Raw genomic sequence first — 19,346 nt, forward strand, 5'->3', positions numbered from 1 at the left:
CTTACCCCTCCTTTCTTCCGGCCAGCACCGGCTGGTTCAGCCCCATGGCCAGAAGCATGGTGCGAAACTTCGCAGATGTTTCCAAAAGTTCTGCCTCCGGATTTGAGCCGAGGACGATACCTGCTCCGGCAAACAGACGAATCACGCGCCCCTCCACTTCGGCGCAGCGGATGGTGACTGCCCACTCCCCATCGCCGTTTGCATCGCACCATCCGACCATTCCCGTAAAGAACCCTCGATCAAACGGCTCCAACTCCTGAATCACCGCACGCGCCTGATCGACAGGCGTTCCGCATACAGCGGGAGTCGGGTGAAGCGCTGCCGCCAGCTGAAGCGACGAGGTGGAGGGATCGATCAGCTCCCCGTTTATTTCCGTGGAAAGATGCCACATGGTGTTGGTCTGCACCAGCGAAGGCTCCCGGGGAACGTCCAGATGCTTGCAATAGGGACGGAGCGCTTCGACGACTGCCTCGACGACCACCGCATGCTCATGCCGGTCCTTGGCGGAAGCAAGCAGCGAAGCCGCGCGCCGCTCATCCTCGCGGGGATCGTCACTGCGGGCCGCAGAACCTGCCAAGGGATTGGCCATGATGTACGGCCCTGTCTTGGCCACGAGCAGTTCCGGGCTGGCGCCGATCAACGTCCGCGATCCTTCGCTGTCCGCCGCAGCGCTGCGCACGCCCTTTGGCGTCAGGTTTGCCGCGAATGTGTAGCCGCGCGTGTTGTGCCGGGCCAGGTTGCGGAGCAGTTGATGGATATTCACGGAGTCAGAGGAGGTCAGGTGCAGCGATCTCGCCAGCACCACCTTCTGAATGTCACCTTGTTGAAGGCGCGCCAATATCCGGTTTACGCCCTCCTCATATTCCGCCGGCGCCGGTATTTCGCGAATCTCAAAGGCAGATGCAGCGTTCTGTTCAGCCAAAACGTCCGGTGTGAATTCAAGCGGTCCTGCCCATTGGAGGGTTTGCGGCACGACGAGTTGGGCTGGCTTCGTGTGATCAAACGGAACCGCGCCGACTGCGACCGACGTGCCGTGCCCGGACCGCTCGGCGCTGGCAAGCAGCTCGGCAACTCTTCGGGGCAGGCTTCTCAACGCATCCGGTCCCTCGTACTCCGGCAGTCTGGCCCATTCTCCCTCTGCCAGCAGGGTACGCTTGGGCGAAGAGAAAAAGAATGCCGAGCCCGCTTGATATGCTTCAAGCAGCGCTGTGGCGCTTGTCGCGGAACCAGCAACTTGTTTCAGCATTCATCGTCATCTCCCATCCATTTTTACATTCCCAGGGTTGCACCGCCGTCGACGTACAGGTCGTGCATCGTAATATGCCGCGCCTGGTCGGATACCAGAAACAGCACCGCATCGGCAATGTCCGAGGGCTGGGCCATCCTTCCAAGCGGTATGCCCAGGCGGTACTGCTCCAAATTGCCGGCGATGACAGCCTGCGCGCCATTGTCATCCGCCCATAATACCCGCTGCATGGCTGTGTCGGTTGAGCCGGGCGATACCACATTGCAGCGGATATTGTACCGGGCGTACTCCAACCCCAGGCACTTGGTGAACATCGTCGCAGCTGCCTTCGAGGCCGCGTAGGCCGACATCTGCATGCGCGGCACCCCAGCGGCGTTTGAAGCGACGGTCACAATCGCACCGCATCGGCGGGAGGCCATGCGCCTGACGACCGCGCGGGAAACATAGAACACTCCGTTTGCATTCACCGCGAACGTGTCCGCCCAATCCTCGTCGCTGAGCGATTCGATTGGCCCTGTGCGCAGCACGCCGGCGACGTTGACCAGTATGTCGATCGGACCGAGCTCTTGTTCGATTCGCTCTACCATCGCTTCGACGGCGCCGCTGTCACGAATGTCTGTGGGAAAAGCTGCTGCCTGATGACCGCCGGCACGCAGTTCTTCCACGAGTGCTTGGACGCCTGCGGCCTGCTTGTCTGCCGCCGCAACCAAGGCTCCACGCTCGGCCAGGGCCGCTGCTACCGCTCTCCCGATCCCCTGCGCGGCTCCTGTGACCAAGGCAACTTTACCCGTAATTCCCGCAATCTCCATACAAGGTCCCTCTCCTCTTTCTCCCATCGGTGCTGCAATGATGCGGCGCACTCTCCACTCGTCACGCGCCGCATGGCCTCGTTATTTCTCTGGATACAAGGCAAAACGCAGGGCCCTGCTGATCAGGACCGGCAGCACCGATACATGGTTTTCGTCCTCAAACTCTTTGAACACCACCTGCAGCCCACGTGCAGCATGGGCGGACAGACGTTCTGACAACTCCCGGGCATGATAGCAATTTTGGGATACGTGATCTTTTTCCATTTCTCCGAACCCAAGCAGTACCTTGATGTTCAGCGATTCCTGCTCCAGGCGGGCTGCGAACTGCTTCTCCGCCTGCATCAGATGCTGCCGGTTCCAATGGATCGAGGGGCTGCCGGCGATATAGCACTGAAAGGCATCCGGCTTCGTAAACAGCACGTGCAGGGTGAACAGTCCGCCAAGGGAATGGCCGAAGAGCGTTTGTCTGCTGCGGTCGATCTTGAATTCCCGTGCGATCCGCGGCTTCAGCTCTTCTTCAATGAACTGCAGGAACGCTTCAGCTCCCCCTTGCGGAGGCAGGGCAGCCCCGTTCGGAAGTTGCGTAAATTCCGTGGTGGGCATGGGCGTCAGATCGTAATACCGGGCCGGGGCAAACGGGCCGTCCGTTTCATAGCCGATGCCGACGACCACCGCCGGTACAACCCCTGTCTTCTCCGGGCGGCCGCTCTGCAGGCGAACGGCCTCCACCATCGTTCCGAAAACGGAATTGGCATCCAGCACGTAAATGACCGGATATCCCGAGGGAGGCGGCGCTTCCGCCGGGGTGGCCACCATGATCTGATAGCTGCGGTTTTCCGCGCGCGACTGCATGATCCATCGTTTGGAACGGGGGATTTCCGCCTTGCCGCTCGCGGTCTCCTCGAGTGAGACAGCGCGCTGTTCAGGATGATCGAAAGACATGGATGACATTTCCTACCTTTCCTCACTTACATTTACATCTGGACGGCGTGAAAATCTCCCTTCCAGGCTGCAAGGTGGCCCCATCGATGTGATGTCGTTTCACTTGTTTGCCATACAGGGAGACGTTCAGACATGCGTTTGCTTCCGCTTATTTGGCAAGCAGTTTGACCGTATCGTCAATAATCTTTTCATAGGCGATCAGACCGCTGCCAAGCCAGTACTCGTCGTTCACCTCGTACACGTGCCCCTGCTTCACCGCCGGGATGCTCTTCCAGATGGAACTTTCCGTCATCTCCTTCATGCGCTGTGTCCCTTGACCATACGCATTGATGACAAATATGTAGTCAGCGTCAAGATTTGATAACGTCTCCAGCGTCACGTTCGCACTGTTTGCGTTCTCCACCAGCTTGGACTTTCCGACCCCCAACTGCTGGTGCACAACATTCCCGCACAGATAATTTGCTCCCATCAGGCTGACGCCTTTGGCAGCAAAGCGCATAATCGCGACCTTTTTTCCCCCGACCGCCTGATCCAGCTTTTCTTTGGCCTCCTGCACTTTCTGCCGGTACACTTTCAGCGCTTGATCGGCTTCGGCAGATTTGCCGAGCAGCTCTCCCAGCGTGACGAGCGACTTTTCGACGTCGCCGGACGCATTCTGAAACACGTAGGTCGGTGCGATCTTGGCATAGTTCTCATAGGTGCCATTGGCGGCGTACGTCGCGGTGTGCAGGATGATCAAATCGGGATTGTAAGACATGATCACCTCTGGAGACGGCAGTCCTCCCGAGAAGTCCAGCTTCGGCACATCCTTCAGCTCCTCTTGCAGATACGCGTGTGCCATGTTGCCGTTGGACCATTGGACCACTGGCTTGATGCCCAGCTTGAGCAGCGAATCCTCGAGATAAGGGGCAAATACCCGCTTGGGTTCCGCTGGCACGGTGATTTCATGGCCAAGTTCGTCCTTGACCGTTCGCTCACCAGACGATGCGGGAGTGTTTGCTCCCGTTGCAGAAGCATCAGCGGCTGTTGACACCGATTGCGGCTGTTCGGACGACTCCGCACGTTGAGCCTGATTGGAGCCGCAGCCGGTCAGCAAACTGACTGCCAGCACCAGGCACAGCCAGACGGTAAACGGAAAACGAAAGACAGTGCCAAACCGATTGGCCAGATGAAACATGGTGTTCCTCCTCTTGTGATAATCATTCTCACCGAGAATGATTATAGATGATGCCGCTCAAGCGTCACCATGGGTTCTATCCAGAAGAACATTTGGACATTTTCCCGTAAACAAGAGCATGGCTTCATCCAGCATCCGGAGAATGGACATCGCCGAGTACTCGAACCACGGATCAGCAGAGATCAGGTGCACATTCAGGTTTGTGACTGCTTTCAACTGGCGCCAGGCCGCCTTGTGCTGCAGCGCCAGCCAGTACGCCCGCGACGATGCCTCGGGACACACCACCAGCAATATCCGGTCAGGATCAAGCTCCGCCACCTGCTCCAGCGTAAGCTGCGCATGTTCGGACGGTTCCGGCCGAAATACGGTCCTGATCCGCAGATCCCGGTGCAGCACGTCCTCCAGCCCGCGGTTCCAGTAGGCATGGATCGCCTGGCCGTAGATACGCAGCACCAGAATGCTGTCGTGTCCCAGTTTTGCCTCAATCTGCTCCCGAGCCGACTGAACCCTCTGTTCATATCGCCGGATCCACATCTCCGCCTGATCCTCCCTGTCCAAAAAACGGGCGATCATGCGGAGCTGGTCTCTCCACCCCAACTTCTCTGTCGGAACGAAAAACGAAGACGCCATGTCCGTCAATTTGGCTTTCTCGGCGGGCAGCAGTTGGTCGGTTCCGACAATGGCGTCCGGTCGAATTCGTATGATCTTGTCCAGGTTTGATTCAAACTGCCAGCTCGTGTACGGGTCGGTCAGCGTTAAATGCGCCTTGATCTGCGTGCGATAGGCGTTGTAGTAATAGGGCGTCCACTTGGGGTCCAGCGGCGCTGCAATCGGCACCACGTTCAACGCAAGCAGATGACCCGTAACCGCAGCGGAGCACGCAGCGATGCGTTTCTTGAAATGTTTCGCGAAATCGGACGGTGATACGCCCACTTCCTTTTTAAACTTGCGGCTAAAGTAAAACTCGTCGCTATACCCAACTTTTGCGGCGATATCCCGCAAGCGCTCCCCGGATTCGGCCAAATAGCGCTTCGCCCGGTTAATGCGCAAATCCGTCAAATATTCCATGGCGCTCTGACCATATGTCTTTTTGAAAAGATCCACAAAATACTTGGGACTGATGTTCGCCATCTGCGCAAGCTGCTTGATCGAAAGAGGTTCGTTGTAGTGCTGGTCCATGTATTCCTTGATTTTGGCCAGGTTTGCTTTGGGATTCCGTCTCGGCCTGCACGAGCTGATGTCCGCTGCCTGTCCGTTGTCTGTACGCATGAGACGACTCCTCCTCCCAAACACCAATAATGAGAATCATTATCACTAAAAAGGTAGCACAGGCGGATCTTCCAGTCAATCCCATTATGGAAAATGAATCATGTGCACCACTGTCTGGACAGCAAAAAAGGCACGGAGCAACTGTTTCCGTGCCTCAGACTGAAGACAAACTGTACTTTTTCATTGAAGTTCCGCAAGGAAACGATCTGTCCATCGTTGTCAGGCCGAAAGGCCTGCACATTCATCAACCGAAGATGGAGAGAAAGTACATCGCATGGAGTGATGGGCCAAGCGAGCTCCTTTGACGACCGGCTCAGCGGAAAAACGAAGACGCGGGGACCAACAGGGGACACAAGTCTCACTTCATCGAAACACCCAGATGTTTGTCCCCTGCCCGCGTCGCGTTTTGGAGCGGACTTCATCCGCTTCTGTGCTGGGCGTCAAGCGAGCGAGCGGGCCCGATCTTCCATGCGCCGCGAACATTGTCTACACGCTGAGGCACGGAGCAACTGTTTCCGTGCCTTGTTTCATCTGCTTTTACTTCTCCAAAAGCCGTCCTCCGGCCACCACGACGCGCCCTTTCTTGATCACCGTGTCCACGTGGTTGATGCCGAAGTGATACGGCACATACGCCAGGTTTTCGGCGTTGAACAGCACCAGGTCCGCCAGCTTTCCGGGCTCAAGACTGCCCACCTGGTCTCCGCGGCCAATCGCATAGGCTGCGTTGATCGTCATGGCAGTAAATACTTCCTCCGGTGACATGTTCAGATTCAGGCATGCCAGGGTCATCACCAGCTGCAGCGATTCCGTGGGCGAACTGCCCGGATTGTAGTCAGTGGACAGCGCAACCGGCACTCCCAGCTCGATCATGGTTCGGGCCCGAGCGTGGGACTTGGCGCGCAGGTTGAATGACGTTGCCGGCAGGCAGACGGCGATCACGCCCGCATCCCGCATCGCCTTCAATCCTTCATCGGTAGCGGCCAGCAGATGCTCTGCGGAAATGCAGCCCATCTCTGCGGCCAGCTGCGCCCCGCCGAGCGGTTCAATCTCGTCGGCATGCAGCTTCAACCCGAACCCCAGCTCTTTTGCGGCGGCGAGAATCGCCCGCGACTCGTCCACCGAAAACACCCCGTGCTCGCAAAAGACGTCGCAAAACTCGGCCAGTCCCTGCCGCTTTACCTCCGGCAGCATCTCCTCGATCACCAGCTTGACGTATTCGGCGGAGCGGCCCTTGTACTCCGCCGGTACGGCGTGTGCCCCCATAAACGTCGACACCAGGTCGATCGGATGCGTTTCATCCAGCCGCCTGGTCACACGAAGCTGCTTCAGCTCGTCTGCCAGCGTCAGTCCGTAGCCGCTTTTTGCCTCTACAGTCGTCGCCCCGTACAGCATCATGATATCCAGACTCTTCCGTGCCTTTTCGTACAGTTCGTCTTCCGTCGCAGCCCGTGTAGCCCGCACCGTGCTGAGAATCCCGCCGCCCTGGGCGAGGATGTCCAGATACGACATGCCCTTTAGTTTCAACACCAGTTCGTTTTCCCGGGAACCTCCATGCACCAGATGGGTGTGCGGGTCCACCAGGCCCGGCGTCACCAGACGCCCATTTGCATCCAGGCTCTGCTCGATGGGCAGCCCGGCGATTTCCGCCCGGACGTCCGCTTCCGCACCGGCGGCCACGATTTTGCCATCCGCAATCGCCACAGCTCCGCCCGTCACGAGCCCGACATCCGACATCTCGACTCCCCGTCGCGGCCCATGCTTGCCGCCCATCGTCACCAGCACACCGATGTTGTGTACCAACAGATCAATCCGTTCCGGCTTCACGCTTTCTCTCCTCCATGGAAGCATCCCGAGGAAAACCTCCCTCGGGATGCCGCTTTTTTCGCGTTGTTTCGCTCGTCTTTCCCCAGACGGTCAGATGTCCAGCATCGGCACGCGAACACCGCGCTCCTTGGCCGTCTGGATCGCCTTGTCGTACCCGGCGTCGGCGTGTCGAATGACCCCCATGCCCGGGTCGGTGGTGAGCACGCGGGAAAGCCGCTCTTCCGCTTCCTGCGAACCGTCAGCCACTACCACCATGCCGGCATGCAGGGAGTAGCCCATCCCCACGCCGCCGCCGTGGTGCACCGACACCCAGCTGGCGCCTGCTGCCGTATTGACCAGCGCGTTGAGGATCGCCCAGTCGCCCACCACATCGCTGCCGTCTTTCATGCTCTCCGTTTCCCGGTTGGGAGACGCCACCGAACCGCAGTCGAGGTGGTCGCGGCCGATGACGATCGGTGCGGATATTTCTCCGCGTCGCACCATCTCGTTGATGGCCAGACCCATTTTGACCCGCTCGCCGTATCCCAGCCAGCAAATGCGCGCAGGCAGGCCCTGGAAGGCCACTTTTTCGCGGGCCATGGTAATCCAGCGGCGCAGGTGCTCGTTTTCCGGGAACAACTTGAGCACCAGTTCGTCCGTCTTGTAGATGTCTTCCGGATCGCCGGACAGCGCTGCCCAGCGGAACGGGCCTTTCCCTTCGCAGAACAGGGGACGGATGTAGGCCGGGACGAAGCCGGGGAAGTTGAACGCGTCTTTCACCCCTTCGTCGTAGGCCACCTGGCGGATGTTGTTGCCGTAGTCGAATACGACAGCTCCCATTTTTTGCAGGTCAAGCATCGCCTGCACGTGCACCGCCATCGACTCGCGAGAAAGGCGGACGTACTTGTCGGGATCGTTCTTGCGCAGTTCGGCCGCCTCTTCCAGCGTAAAGCCGCGGGGCACGTACCCGTTGAGCGGATCGTGCGCGGATGTCTGGTCGGTGACGAAGTCCGGCACGATGCCGCGGCGCACGAATTCGGGATAAATGTCGGCAGCATTGCCAACGAGACCAATGGACAGCGGCTTGCCCTGTTCCTGCGCCTCCCGGGCCAGCTTCAGCGCTTCGTCCAGGTCGTGCACCATCACGTCGCAATACCGGGTGTCTATCCGGCGCTGAATGCGGGACGGATCGACGTCGACGCCAATTACCACCCCTTCATTCATCGTAACGGCAAGCGGCTGAGCTCCACCCATGCCGCCCAACCCGGCTGTCAGGGTGAGCGTCCCTTTCAGCGTGCCGCCGCGGTGCTGGCGGGCCGCTTCCGCAAAGGTTTCATACGTCCCCTGCAGGATGCCCTGAGTGCCGATGTAGATCCAGCTGCCGGCGGTCATCTGGCCGTACATCATCAGCCCCTTTTGCTCCAACTCCCGGAACGTTTCCCAGTTGGCGTACGCCGGCACCAGCACGGAGTTGGAAATCAGCACGCGGGGCGCGAGCGGATGCGTTTTGAAAATGCCGACCGGTTTTCCCGACTGCACCAGCAGGGTCTCATCCCCCTCCAGGTTTTTCAGGCACTCCACGATCTTGTCAAAGCACTCCCAGTTGCGCGCCGCTTTTCCGATCCCCCCGTACACCACGAGGTCTTCCGGACGCTCCGCCACTTCCGGGTCCAGATTGTTCATCAACATCCGCAGGGCTGCTTCCTGCTGCCATCCTTTCGCGTTCAATTGGCTGCCGCGGGGTGCGCGGATGATGCGTGCCTTGGTTTCTGCCATAGGGTCCTCTCTCCTTTTCCTCATTGTTTTCTCGTCATGACGCCTGCCATGAACGTAAGGATTACGTGCAGCGCCGTACGAACCGTCGCCCGGCGCGGGTCCTGCAGGGGATCAATGCAGACCACGTCAAATCCTTTGACTTTCGGGTTTTGGCCAAGCAGGTACACAGCGTCGAGCAGCTGCCACGACGTCATGCCAGCCGGCACCATGGCCGGGACACCCGGTCCAAACGCCTGATCCAGCACGTCCATGTCCACTGTCACGTAGATGGCGTCCGTGCCGCTGCCGGCAATCTCCATCGCCTTGTAAATCAGCGGCTCGATCCCTTCCCGGGCCACCTGCCGGGCGGTAAACTGGGTAATGCCCTGTGAAACCGCGTATTCCCTGTACGCCCTGGAGTTGGCAAAGCTGTGAATTCCCACCTGGGCGATGTGCTTCCCTTCCACCGTCCCCGACTCCAGTAGGCCGCGGATCGGAGTGCCGTTGGTCGGTCCGCCGTCTTCCAGATTCCGTACATCCATATGCGCGTCAATTTGCACGATGCCCACCTTTCCGGCAAACCGCCGCTTAAACGCCTTGACCGACGGGCAGGTGATGGAGTGGTCTCCTCCCGCGATGATCGGGAGCAGGTCGGGCAGCGCTTCGTAGACATTGGTCAGCGCCTGCTCGATGTTGGCGTGGCATCGGTACAAATCCGTAGGATGCATCTGGACGTCCCCCAGGTCGCGTGCCCGCAGCGCCGTCAGGTCGATGTCGTAATCGATGCTGTACGTCGTCACAGTGGGAAACAGCTCCCGCAGCGCATTGGGCGTCATGGAGGCCGCCGACACGCTGATCGACGTCTTGGAGAGCGGCACGCCGATAAACCCGACGTCAATCGGCTCCTCTCCGTCCCACGGTGTCAGCCACTGGGCCACTTTGGTCTCATAGCGGTCCCGCCAGTTGGACTGGCGCACCAGTTCCGGAGGATTCATCAAAGCAATCCTCTTTTTCAATAAAACCCCTCCTTGTCTCACCACGATCCAGCACTAGCCACCGAGATACGCTTTTTTCACGATGCCCTGCTCCTTTAGCTCCTCAGCCGTTCCGTGGAAACGGATCTCCCCGTGCTCCAGGACGTAGCCGCGATCAGCAACAGAGAGAGCCATCGTCGCATTTTGCTCGACCAGGAGGATCGTCATGCCTTGCCGTTTAATCTGCCGGATCGTCTGAAAGATGTCTTTCACTACGATCGGCGCCAGTCCCATAGACGGCTCATCCAGGATGAGCAGACGCGGTTTGGCCATCAGTGCCCGACCGATCGCCAGCATCTGCTGTTCGCCCCCGCTCATCGTGCCGGCGAGCTGGTCTTTTCGCTCGGCCAGCCGGGGAAACAATTCGAACACGCTCTCCATCTCCCGCTCCAGTTCTGCTTTGGAAGCCCGGCGCGAATACGCCCCCATCATGAGGTTATCGGCGACGGTCAGCCTGGGAAAGACCCGCCGTCCTTCTGGCACCATCACGATTCCTTCCTGCACGATGCGGTGGGTGGGAACTCCGTTTAATTCGTTCCCGCCATAACGGATCGAGCCCTTGGCCGGGAGCACCCCGCAGATCGCGTTAAGCGTCGTGGTCTTGCCCGCCCCGTTGGAGCCGATCAGCGTCACCACCTCGCCTTCCTCGACGGAGAGCGACAGGTCGCGCACGGCGTGAATGCTCCCATACCAGACATTCAGCATGTCAATGTGCAGCACCGCTGTCCACCTCCTCTCCCTCTTCCTTGCCGATGTACGCTTCGATTACGGCCGGATGGGAGACCACCGCCTCCGGCACATCGTCGGCGATCTTCACCCCGTGGTCCAGCACGGCGATGCGGTCGCACAACCCGACAACCATGGAGACGTTGTGCTCGATGAGGATGACAGTCGTGCCCTGCTCGCGGATAAGGCGGATGAGCCCCATCATCTCCTGCACTTCCTCGGCGTTCATGCCGGCGGTCGGTTCATCGAGCAGAAGCAGCTTGGGCCGGGAGACGAGCGCACGGGCGATTTCCACCCGCCGCTGGTTGCCGTAAGACAGGTTTCCCGCCTGCTCGTGCTCGCAGCCCGCCAGTCCGACTATCTCCAGCATGCGCAGGCTTTCTTCCGTCACCATCCGCTCTTCGTCCCGGGCGGAACGAAGACCCAGGATCGACGCCCATAGCCCGGCGCCGGTTTTGTGGAACATCCCCACCTTCACGTTGTCCAGCACTGTCTCTTCCTTCAACAGCCGGATATTTTGAAAAGTTCGAGCGATCCCGCACCGGGCGATGCGATAGGGACGCAGCCCTTGAATCTCCCGTCCTTCGAATGCGATCGTTCCTTCATCCGGCTTGTAAATGCCCGTCAAAATATTGAAAAACGTCGTTTTCCCTGCGCCGTTGGGACCGATGAGCCCGACGATTTCTCCCTGGCGGACCTTGAGGCTGACATTGTCCACCGCCGTCAATCCGCCGAACCGCTTGATGATCCCCTGCATATCAAGCAACCCGATCACCGCCTTTGTCCAAGGGTTTGACCGCTGACCGGCGAATATTCACAAGTTTTGCGCCGGTTTTGCCAAATAACCCTTTCGGCCGGTACCGCATGATCAGCACCATGAGAATGCCGTACAGCATCATTTTGTAGGTGTCGAGGTACTTCGGATCGACGAGTTCGAACTCAAAGAGCCGAAACATCTCAGGCAGCATGTACAGGAGCGTTACCCCAAAGAAGGTACCGAAGATGCTGCCAAGCCCTCCCAGCACCACCATGCTCAGTACCGTGGCCGAAACGGTGAAGCCGAATGATTCGCCACTGATAAACGACACCTTGTGAGCAAACAGCGCCCCGGCCGCTCCCGCGTAGGCCCCGCCAATGGCAAACACCAGCACCTTGTAATACGTCGTGTTGATGCCCATTGACTGAGCTACCGTCTCGTCCTCACGAATGGTCATCCAGGCCCGGCCGATGCGCGACCCGGTCATCTTTTTCATGATGACCACGGCGGCAATCAGCACAACCGTCACCAGCAGCAGGTACCCTGTGTTTTTCAGCGCTGTCCCGAACAGGGAAGGCGCCGGGATCGCGTCAATTCCGTAGGCCCCGCCGGTGATCTCCGCGTTCTTGAAGAAGGACTGAGCGATCAGCCCGAGCCCGAGCGTGGTGATCGCCAGAAAGTCTTCCCGTACCCGCAGGCTGGGAAGCCCAAACAGCGCGCTGATAAGGAAGGTGACGACCACGGCGGCTGCCATGGAAAGCCAGGCATTCCACCCGTACTTCACAGACAGGATGGCGGAGGTGTAGGCACCGATGCCGTAGAACGCGGCGTGCCCCAGCGACACCTGTCCTGCGTAGCCCGTGATCAGATTCAGGCCCAACCCGAGCAGCAGGTAGATCATCCAAAAGACAACGATGTCAACGTAATAGGGATTGAAGAGATCGTCCATCGCCACCACCTACACTTTCTCCACGTGCTTGCCGAACAATCCGGACGGCCTCAACAGCAAGATCAGAATCAGGATCACAAAGGCGATCGCATCCTTGTCGACGACCATTTTGGTCATGAAACCGTCGCTAAGCGATTCCACAATACCCAAAATCAGGCCGCCGGCGATGGTTCCCGGGATGGACCCCAATCCGCCGAGGACGACCACGCAGAATGCCTTCAGCCCGGGGATTGCCCCCATTGTGGGAAAGAGCGAGTTAAAATTCCATGCGACCAGCACGCCAGCGACCGCCGCCAGTGCCGATCCGATCATAAACGTTACCGACACCACGCGGTTGACGTTGACGCCCATCAGCGACGCCGCTCGCATGTCCTGAGCGGCTGCCTGGATGGCGATCCCCATCCGGGTACACTTCAGGAACGCGTACAATAGTCCCAGGCCGATCAATCCGGCCAGAATGATGAACAACTTCACGTTGGTAAACGTGACCGATTCCGTTAACGGGATGACGGACACCTCGACACCCGTCTCGGGAAACGCCTGGGTATCGGAGGTGAAGATCACCTGGAACAGGTTTTCGAGGAAAATGGCAACACCTACGCCGCTAATCAAGGTGGCGATGGGATGGGCTCCCCTAAGAGGCCGGTAGGCAAAGCGCTCGACCGCCACTCCGGCCAGGGCAGCCACCGCCATGGCAAACAGGATGGCAAGGATAAACGGCAGGTGCAGATACGTGATGGCAATCATCGCTGCAAACGCGCCGACCATGTAAATGACCCCGTGAGCAAAGTGGAGCAGTTTCAATACCCCGTACACCATGGTCAGCCCGACGGACACCAAAATGTAGATAAAGCCGAGCGCCACTCCGTTCAAAATTTGCTGTGCCAGCACCCGTCTCACTCCTTTCCTGGCGAGAGTCAACGTTGTGAGAAAAAAAGGAGGACCACCGGGCGATCCTCACCTGCATATCACACCAAACCTAAACTCAGACAAAACGATCAGTTAGTGGTACACCTTGGATGTGACAAACTGGAACGTGCCATCCTTCACCGTCATGAAGATGACCGGCTTGATCACCTCGTGATCAGGGCCGAAGGAGATCTTGCCCGACGTGCCCTCAAAGTCCTTCGTCTCGTTGATCGCTTGTGCCAGTTTCTCGCGGTCCGGGCCCGCTTTCTTGAGCGCCTCAAGAATCACCATGGCGGCGTCGTAGCTTTGCGAGGAAAGCATGTCCGGTTCTCCCTGATACTTCTCCTTCCACGCTTTCACAAACTTCTGCACGACCTCGCGCTGGTCGGTGGTGTAGAACGACGTCGTGAAGACCGAATCTTCCGTATTTTCTTTTCCGAGCTCCAGATACTTGGGCGAATCAAACCCGTCCACCCCGAGCAGTTGGGCGGTGATCCCCGCTTCCCTGGCCTGCTTTACAATCGCGGCCGCCTCATTATAGTACCCGACGATATACAAGGCATCCGGGTTGGCTGCCTTGACCGCAGTCAAAAGAGAGCTGAAGTCCTTGTCCCCCATCTTGAACGGACGGTCGATGACGATGTCCGCCCCCAGTTTCTTCGCCTCTTCCTTGAATGCGCCGAAGATGGACTGGCCGTAGTCGATGTCCACATACAGCACAGCGAACTTTTTCTTGCCCAGATCGTTGACGGCGTAATCAGCCATAGCTTTCCCCTGGATCGGGCCGGTGTAGATGATCCGGTTTACGTAATCCCCGCCGTTGGTAATCTCCGGGTGAACTGCGTACGCAACTGTCATGGGTACTTTCGCTTCCTGTACCTTGGGCGCTACCGTCTTCGAGGGGCCGCTGTACGCTCCTCCGACGATTGCCACCACCTTGTTGCTGTTGATCAACTTTTGCACAGCTTTGAGCGCCTCTTCCGGCTTGCCCTGATCGTCTTCAGCAATCAGTTCCACCTTTTTCCCGTCAATCCCGCCTGCCGCATTGACCTGCTCCACAGCAAGCAACGCGGCATCACGGCTGTGCGTCCCGTCGGTCGCTGTGGGGCCGGTCAGCGGGCCGAACCAGCCGATTTTAATCGTGTCGCCACCGCCGCCAGAACCTCCTGTGCCGCCACTGCCAGAACTGTTCCCTCCGCAAGCGCTTACAATCAGAGCCAAACTTACCAATCCCGTCAGCAACAACGAAGCTTTTCTCAAACTCACGCGACCCCCTCTATTGTTTTCCGACAACTCACCCTACTGCGAATTATCTGAGTCTTACGCGATGTCGTTATCTCGTATTCTACTGCATTGATTGGGCCTCTCCACTAGGCGATATTGTCAACTGTTAGCACAATTTTGCTCGACGGTAGGCAGTGGGGGAACAGTTCGCGTACTTTTTAAACGTCCGGGTAAAGTAGTTGGCGTCCTGAAAGCCGACAACAGCCGCGATCTCCTGGATGGTGCAGTCGGTCGAACTCAGGTAGTACTTGGCTTTTTCCACCCGCAGCCTGTTGAGAAAGTCGATTGGGCTCATGCCTGTCTCCCGCTTGAACAGGCGGCTCAGGTGATACACACTGACGCAGCAATATTGTGCTACTTCTTCCAGCGTGAGCTTCCGGCGCAGGTTTTCTTTCAGGTAGCGGACGGCCTGACGAATGATCGGCGAAACATCGCTCAGGTCGTTTTGCTCCATGTACGCTGTCAAGCGGCGGGCGTATTCGCATACTTTTTGCACGAACTTGTCATACCGGATGGTCACGTACAAATCCTGAATAAATCTGGCGTTTTCCGACAGGATGAGGGCGGCATTGGCCCCCGAATCCAGCACCTGACGGGACATCGTAATCACCAATTCCACCGCTTCCGATTTGAACATGTTCACGTCATGGCGGTACGTCTGCGCCATTTTGTCCAGCAGCGCCCGCAGAGACGCGACCGTTCCCTCTTCATCGCCGATCCGAAGGCGTGCGACCAGTTCCGCCCGCTCTGCCGGCGTGAGCGGCGAGTCCCAGCCGGCTTCCCGTCCCTGCTTCTTTTCGTAGTGGAAAATGAGGGCGTTGCCCTGAAAAAACCGGTCCACCATGGCCTCTTTCGCTTCTTCGTAGGAAAAGTGAAGCTGGTAGGGGTTGTCGTAATAGCTGCCGATCCCGATCGATACGTTTACTCCGCGCTTCTTGCACCGTTCTTGAATCTGCCGGGCTATCCGGCCGGTGACCTGCCGGAATCCCGACTCCTTAGGAGAGTGCAGCGCCAGTTCCACCAGGACTGCGAGAACGCCCTCGGCCACCCACACCCAGACAAACGGTTCGCTGATCGCCTCGCATACGCCTTCCACCACCTGCTGGCCGATCTCCATGCTCCAATGAAACGGCTTGCCGATCACCAGATCGGTATAGCGGTCGATCGAGACCACCATCACCACCTGCGGGTGCACCCGGATGCCGAACGATTCCTGCATCTCTTCAAAACTGCCTTCGTGCACCAGCGTCCCCGACAACAGCAGGTGAGAAAACGTCGCCTGTACAGGGTCCTGTTTCATTGCGCTCACTCCTCGCTTTAGACTGCGATTGTGGCTCGGGCGTGGACCGGTGAACCGTGCCTGCAGCCGCAATCAAGGTCTTAGCCCTATGGTACAGTATTTCCGGCATGTTTGAGGATCGGGAAGCATTGAAAAATCCTGCCAATCGCCAGCCGGAAAGCTTGTCTCCACCGTCACCAACCCCCGTACGACATTCTGTCACACGGGGGTTGGTTTGTTTGCAGTCGCGTTATTTTTCGCGCTTTCTTTTATACTTGTTCAGGAATTCCAGAATGAGGCTTTATAAGTTTCTTATCAGCTTTTCAGCCTTGATATCTTTTTTCACTTCAAGATTCGCATTCTTATAATCGGACCACGATTCCAAAATAATTCTTGGTTCCGCTTCTATGATGTCCTTGGCTTTCTCCAAATCGCCTTGCTTGAACGCATTGATAATTGCGATTAAATCCTGACGATCTAACAATTTTACGTGATTGATGCCCGCTAACGTTTCACATGAAGTTGTGAAACTGGTTGACGCAATCACAATAGACTTTTTTGCTTTGTAATATCTCATTGAGGAATAGACCTGTTGGACAGCAGCGATTCCAACTGGATTATTGATATCTTGGCGTTTAGCCTGAATCACGTTTCGGACTCCGGAACGATCCGTGAAAACAAGGTCAGCGCCAAAATCTCCGCTTCCTACCGTCTTATAGACTCCCGTATACCCCAACGCAACAAAAAGGCGGTAGAGATACAGTTCGAATTCATGACCATCTGTCATCTTGTCAATATCTTTTATATCGATGTTTAACGGGTCAAAATCCTTCTGCACAGGAATAGAAAACTTCTTTGAACCAAATAGTTTGGCACCGGCAATAAAGATCATCATGAGAACAATTACAAAGATGGCTAAGATGGAATAAAACATGCTTCCTCCAAAACTCCTGCTAATTGCTCGTCTTTTCGACAATCAATTCCTTGAATGACCTTATTCCGTTACGTACTATCACATTTTTACGATTTCCGCCAAAACGTTGAACAGTCTGCTTTATCCCGAATGTTAAATTCAATGATTTTCGCAAGCAGATCGTAATGGACCGGCTTATTCCACGGGATTCGAAACAATCCCTTGGTAGCGCTGTAGCCGGCCTGTGCAATCTCATCGGCAAACCGCGCAATGCCCGCTTCTTCCGGTGAAACGCTCAAATGCTGCTTCGCTGTGGAAAAAGCGATGATAAATGTGCCGTGGTCGGTAAACATGGGCGTATTCCACTTGATATGCGGTTCCAAATTGGGGAATGTATTCGCAACCCACGCCAACACTTCCTTTGTCCGCTCACGGTGGTCGGGGTTATCAATGCCTGCCAAATACGCTGCAAAAACCTCCATGCGTCTGCCTCCCATCATCATGTCGCGCAACGTACTCCAACTTGCCTGTTGGCGTTATGATTGCCGTCAGTCTCACACGTTATGTTCAGCCAAAAACGATATGAATTCGACCATCAGGCAGCGATGCCACCGATTTATTAGAACAAGAGAGGGAGCAGGATCACTTGATTGATGACGTGCGTACTGACATGTCCGAGCATCGCATATGCCAATCCATGCTTCCAATATAAATAGCCGAACCCAATCCCCGGCAAAAAGTTGAGCAGCAACGCACGAGTGACAGTCACCGGGCTTATACCCAGCATTTGTGCTGTCGCGGGAAGATGTCCGGCAGCAAACAGGAGCGCGGCGATGACAATACCCGCCATGTACATGCCGCTGCTGATTGCAGATCTCGTCAGCTTGCTGGCAATCCATACAATGAGCGTCATGAGTCCGAACCGCAGCAGTATTTCTTCAATGATGCCTCCGTACAATACGCTGCCCAAAAAATAAAGCCAGGAAAATGCAAACTTCTCATCCAGTCCCAACGCTTCGGCAAAGACCAGCTTTTCCGGAATGGCGATCAAGCAGGCAGACAAAAGTCCGATGGCGGCTGCCGCGGCAAGGCTTTTGCTGTTATAAACAAACGGTTTGTTCAAACCTACTTTTGGCGAAGCCCACAAGCCTGCGATCGTGGCAATCCCCGCCAATACTGCTGTTTGCAGCATCGCCACGATGATCATGACGTTTTTTGACCCCAGTTTGGCGACAATTTCTCTTTCCATTTCAGGCGTTAACGACATGACTTGATGGGCGCCGATCACCCCACCGGCCACCAACCCTAAAATGAAAACAGCGATCACTTTTTTCATCGTTACCCTCTCCCAATGATCCCATTGCGCGGCGTTCCTGCTCGATGCCCCCGCAACAAGATTTGATACCTTGCCATATCCTCTGTTGAGTTGCAGCAGCCATAGATGTCGCATACGCCCATTTTGTCATATATTACCTGTATAAAGCAATTCGCGAATGAGAGACTGCGTTATATACGCTCCCGTTCGTTCAAAGGCTTAATCATGCAATCCCTTACCGTTGAGAATATGCGGCACATATTTTTCAATCCGTGACTCACGCGTTTTGGATTGTTTGGGTTTGGAAAAATAAAGAATGTATGCTCTTTGCCGTCCCGGCGTCAATGCTTCAAAGGCTGTTTTCAAGGCAGGCATTTCAGCAAATTTCTTTTGCAGTTCCTCAGGAATGGTGAGTTCTGCCTTCTTGCTGCCATCCACTTTCAAGCCGGCTTTTTCCACTTCAATCGCTTCATGAATATAGGCTTTCAAGATGGGTTCCATCTCGATGATTTCTTGCACATTGGTGAAGCGAATCTGGCGCGCCGCCTGTACATGTTCCGTTTGTCGGATGAGAATGCCGTGAGTATCCTGCAGCAATGCTCCTTTGTGAAACAGCAGCGCACAGTATTCTTTAAATCCATGTATGAGAACTACGTTTTTGTTCTCATACGTGTAACAAGGATGCATCCACTTAAAATCTTCGGTCAGGCCGCAGTCAAGAACGATCTTGCGCAACGCCTCAAATTCTGCCTTCCATTTCGTCGCGTTCCTGATAAATTCATCGACTTTCGGATTCATTCTGCTGCTGGTCATGAAGTACACCCCTTTTCCATGTTTGATCACTATTGTCCGTTAGTTTCATCCTTTCCGTCAGTCTAACAAGTTATTTGTCCCCGGAAATGTGATAATTTTCGAGCACCTGGCAACTCACTTGTGATCAATTTCTGTACCTCTTTCCCGTGATCAACAGATAAAAAAGAAAACCCTTGAGACATAAGGGTTTTGCTTAAGTGTCAGCAACGCCACACTCTCATGTGGGCTCGATAATAAATAAGGCATAAATACAACATGTATTGAGTTGTTAATTAAGACGGCTTATACATAATGTGCTATCAATAATTTAATCATTGAACTCTTAAACTATTTTATCTTTGATACTCTTACATAATATTGTCAACA

At 56.3% G+C, this 19,346-nt stretch carries 18 protein-coding genes; all 18 read right to left on the reverse strand.

Annotated elements, in window-relative coordinates; genetic code table 11:
• Position 1 precedes the first annotated feature (1 nt).
• Positions 2–1,246 carry an isochorismate synthase DhbC gene (dhbC, locus tag ETC00_RS06665; RefSeq protein WP_171565207.1) on the reverse strand — a complete coding sequence of 415 codons (1,245 nt, stop codon included), beginning with the start codon at positions 1,244–1,246 and terminating at the stop codon, positions 2–4.
• A 23-nt stretch (positions 1,247–1,269) separates the two neighbouring features.
• A complete protein-coding gene (locus ETC00_RS06670; protein ID WP_171565208.1) occupies positions 1,270–2,055 on the reverse strand; it encodes a 2,3-dihydro-2,3-dihydroxybenzoate dehydrogenase in 786 nt (261 codons plus the stop codon).
• A gap of 81 nt (positions 2,056–2,136) precedes the next feature.
• Positions 2,137–2,997 carry an alpha/beta hydrolase gene (locus ETC00_RS06675; protein WP_171565209.1) on the reverse strand — a complete coding sequence of 287 codons (861 nt, stop codon included), beginning with the start codon at positions 2,995–2,997 and terminating at the stop codon, positions 2,137–2,139.
• Between the two features lie 148 nt (positions 2,998–3,145).
• Positions 3,146–4,174, reverse strand: a complete 1,029-nt coding sequence (locus tag ETC00_RS06680; protein ID WP_171565210.1) for an ABC transporter substrate-binding protein — start codon at positions 4,172–4,174, stop codon at positions 3,146–3,148.
• A 57-nt stretch (positions 4,175–4,231) separates the two neighbouring features.
• Complete coding sequence (locus tag ETC00_RS06685; RefSeq protein ID WP_171565211.1) at positions 4,232–5,443, reverse strand: AraC family transcriptional regulator; 1,212 nt, start codon at positions 5,441–5,443, stop codon at positions 4,232–4,234.
• 537 nt (positions 5,444–5,980) lie between these two features.
• Positions 5,981–7,213, reverse strand: a complete 1,233-nt coding sequence (hutI, locus tag ETC00_RS06690; RefSeq protein ID WP_249178925.1) for an imidazolonepropionase — start codon at positions 7,211–7,213, stop codon at positions 5,981–5,983.
• A gap of 144 nt (positions 7,214–7,357) precedes the next feature.
• Positions 7,358–9,022 (reverse strand): urocanate hydratase, encoded by a 1,665-nt coding sequence (gene hutU, locus ETC00_RS06695; RefSeq protein ID WP_171565213.1) that lies wholly within the window; start codon positions 9,020–9,022, stop codon positions 7,358–7,360.
• Between the two features lie 20 nt (positions 9,023–9,042).
• Positions 9,043–10,017, reverse strand: a complete 975-nt coding sequence (locus ETC00_RS06700) for an agmatinase family protein (protein ID WP_230077741.1) — start codon at positions 10,015–10,017, stop codon at positions 9,043–9,045.
• Positions 10,018–10,050: 33 nt separating this feature from the next.
• Positions 10,051–10,755: an ABC transporter ATP-binding protein gene (locus tag ETC00_RS06705; RefSeq protein ID WP_171565214.1), complete on the reverse strand. Its 705-nt coding sequence runs from the start codon at positions 10,753–10,755 to the stop codon at positions 10,051–10,053.
• Positions 10,742–11,518 carry an ABC transporter ATP-binding protein gene (locus tag ETC00_RS06710; protein ID WP_371808876.1) on the reverse strand — a complete coding sequence of 259 codons (777 nt, stop codon included), beginning with the start codon at positions 11,516–11,518 and terminating at the stop codon, positions 10,742–10,744. The genes ETC00_RS06705 and ETC00_RS06710 overlap by 14 nt, the downstream gene beginning before the upstream one ends.
• A 1-nt stretch (position 11,519) precedes the next feature.
• Positions 11,520–12,467: a branched-chain amino acid ABC transporter permease gene (locus ETC00_RS06715; protein ID WP_171565216.1), complete on the reverse strand. Its 948-nt coding sequence runs from the start codon at positions 12,465–12,467 to the stop codon at positions 11,520–11,522.
• Positions 12,468–12,476: 9 nt separating this feature from the next.
• Positions 12,477–13,358, reverse strand: a complete 882-nt coding sequence (locus ETC00_RS06720) for a branched-chain amino acid ABC transporter permease (protein ID WP_171565217.1) — start codon at positions 13,356–13,358, stop codon at positions 12,477–12,479.
• Between the two features lie 111 nt (positions 13,359–13,469).
• Positions 13,470–14,636 carry an ABC transporter substrate-binding protein gene (locus tag ETC00_RS06725; RefSeq protein WP_171565218.1) on the reverse strand — a complete coding sequence of 389 codons (1,167 nt, stop codon included), beginning with the start codon at positions 14,634–14,636 and terminating at the stop codon, positions 13,470–13,472.
• Positions 14,637–14,766: 130 nt separating this feature from the next.
• The gene (locus ETC00_RS06730) at positions 14,767–15,960 is read right to left on the reverse strand and encodes a helix-turn-helix domain-containing protein (protein ID WP_171565219.1); all 1,194 of its coding nucleotides are present in this window, start codon (positions 15,958–15,960) and stop codon (positions 14,767–14,769) included.
• A gap of 280 nt (positions 15,961–16,240) precedes the next feature.
• The gene (locus ETC00_RS06735) at positions 16,241–16,873 is read right to left on the reverse strand and encodes a restriction endonuclease (protein ID WP_171565220.1); all 633 of its coding nucleotides are present in this window, start codon (positions 16,871–16,873) and stop codon (positions 16,241–16,243) included.
• An 86-nt stretch (positions 16,874–16,959) separates the two neighbouring features.
• Positions 16,960–17,334 carry an iron chaperone gene (locus ETC00_RS06740; RefSeq protein ID WP_171565221.1) on the reverse strand — a complete coding sequence of 125 codons (375 nt, stop codon included), beginning with the start codon at positions 17,332–17,334 and terminating at the stop codon, positions 16,960–16,962.
• Positions 17,335–17,471: 137 nt separating this feature from the next.
• Positions 17,472–18,188, reverse strand: a complete 717-nt coding sequence (locus ETC00_RS06745; protein ID WP_171565222.1) for a CPBP family intramembrane glutamic endopeptidase — start codon at positions 18,186–18,188, stop codon at positions 17,472–17,474.
• Between the two features lie 198 nt (positions 18,189–18,386).
• A complete protein-coding gene (locus ETC00_RS06750; protein WP_171565223.1) occupies positions 18,387–18,980 on the reverse strand; it encodes a YdeI/OmpD-associated family protein in 594 nt (197 codons plus the stop codon).
• Positions 18,981–19,346 lie beyond the last annotated feature (366 nt).

This window comes from Brevibacillus sp. MCWH (genome assembly GCF_013096935.1).
Lineage (GTDB): Bacteria > Bacillota > Bacilli > Brevibacillales > Brevibacillaceae > Brevibacillus > Brevibacillus aydinogluensis.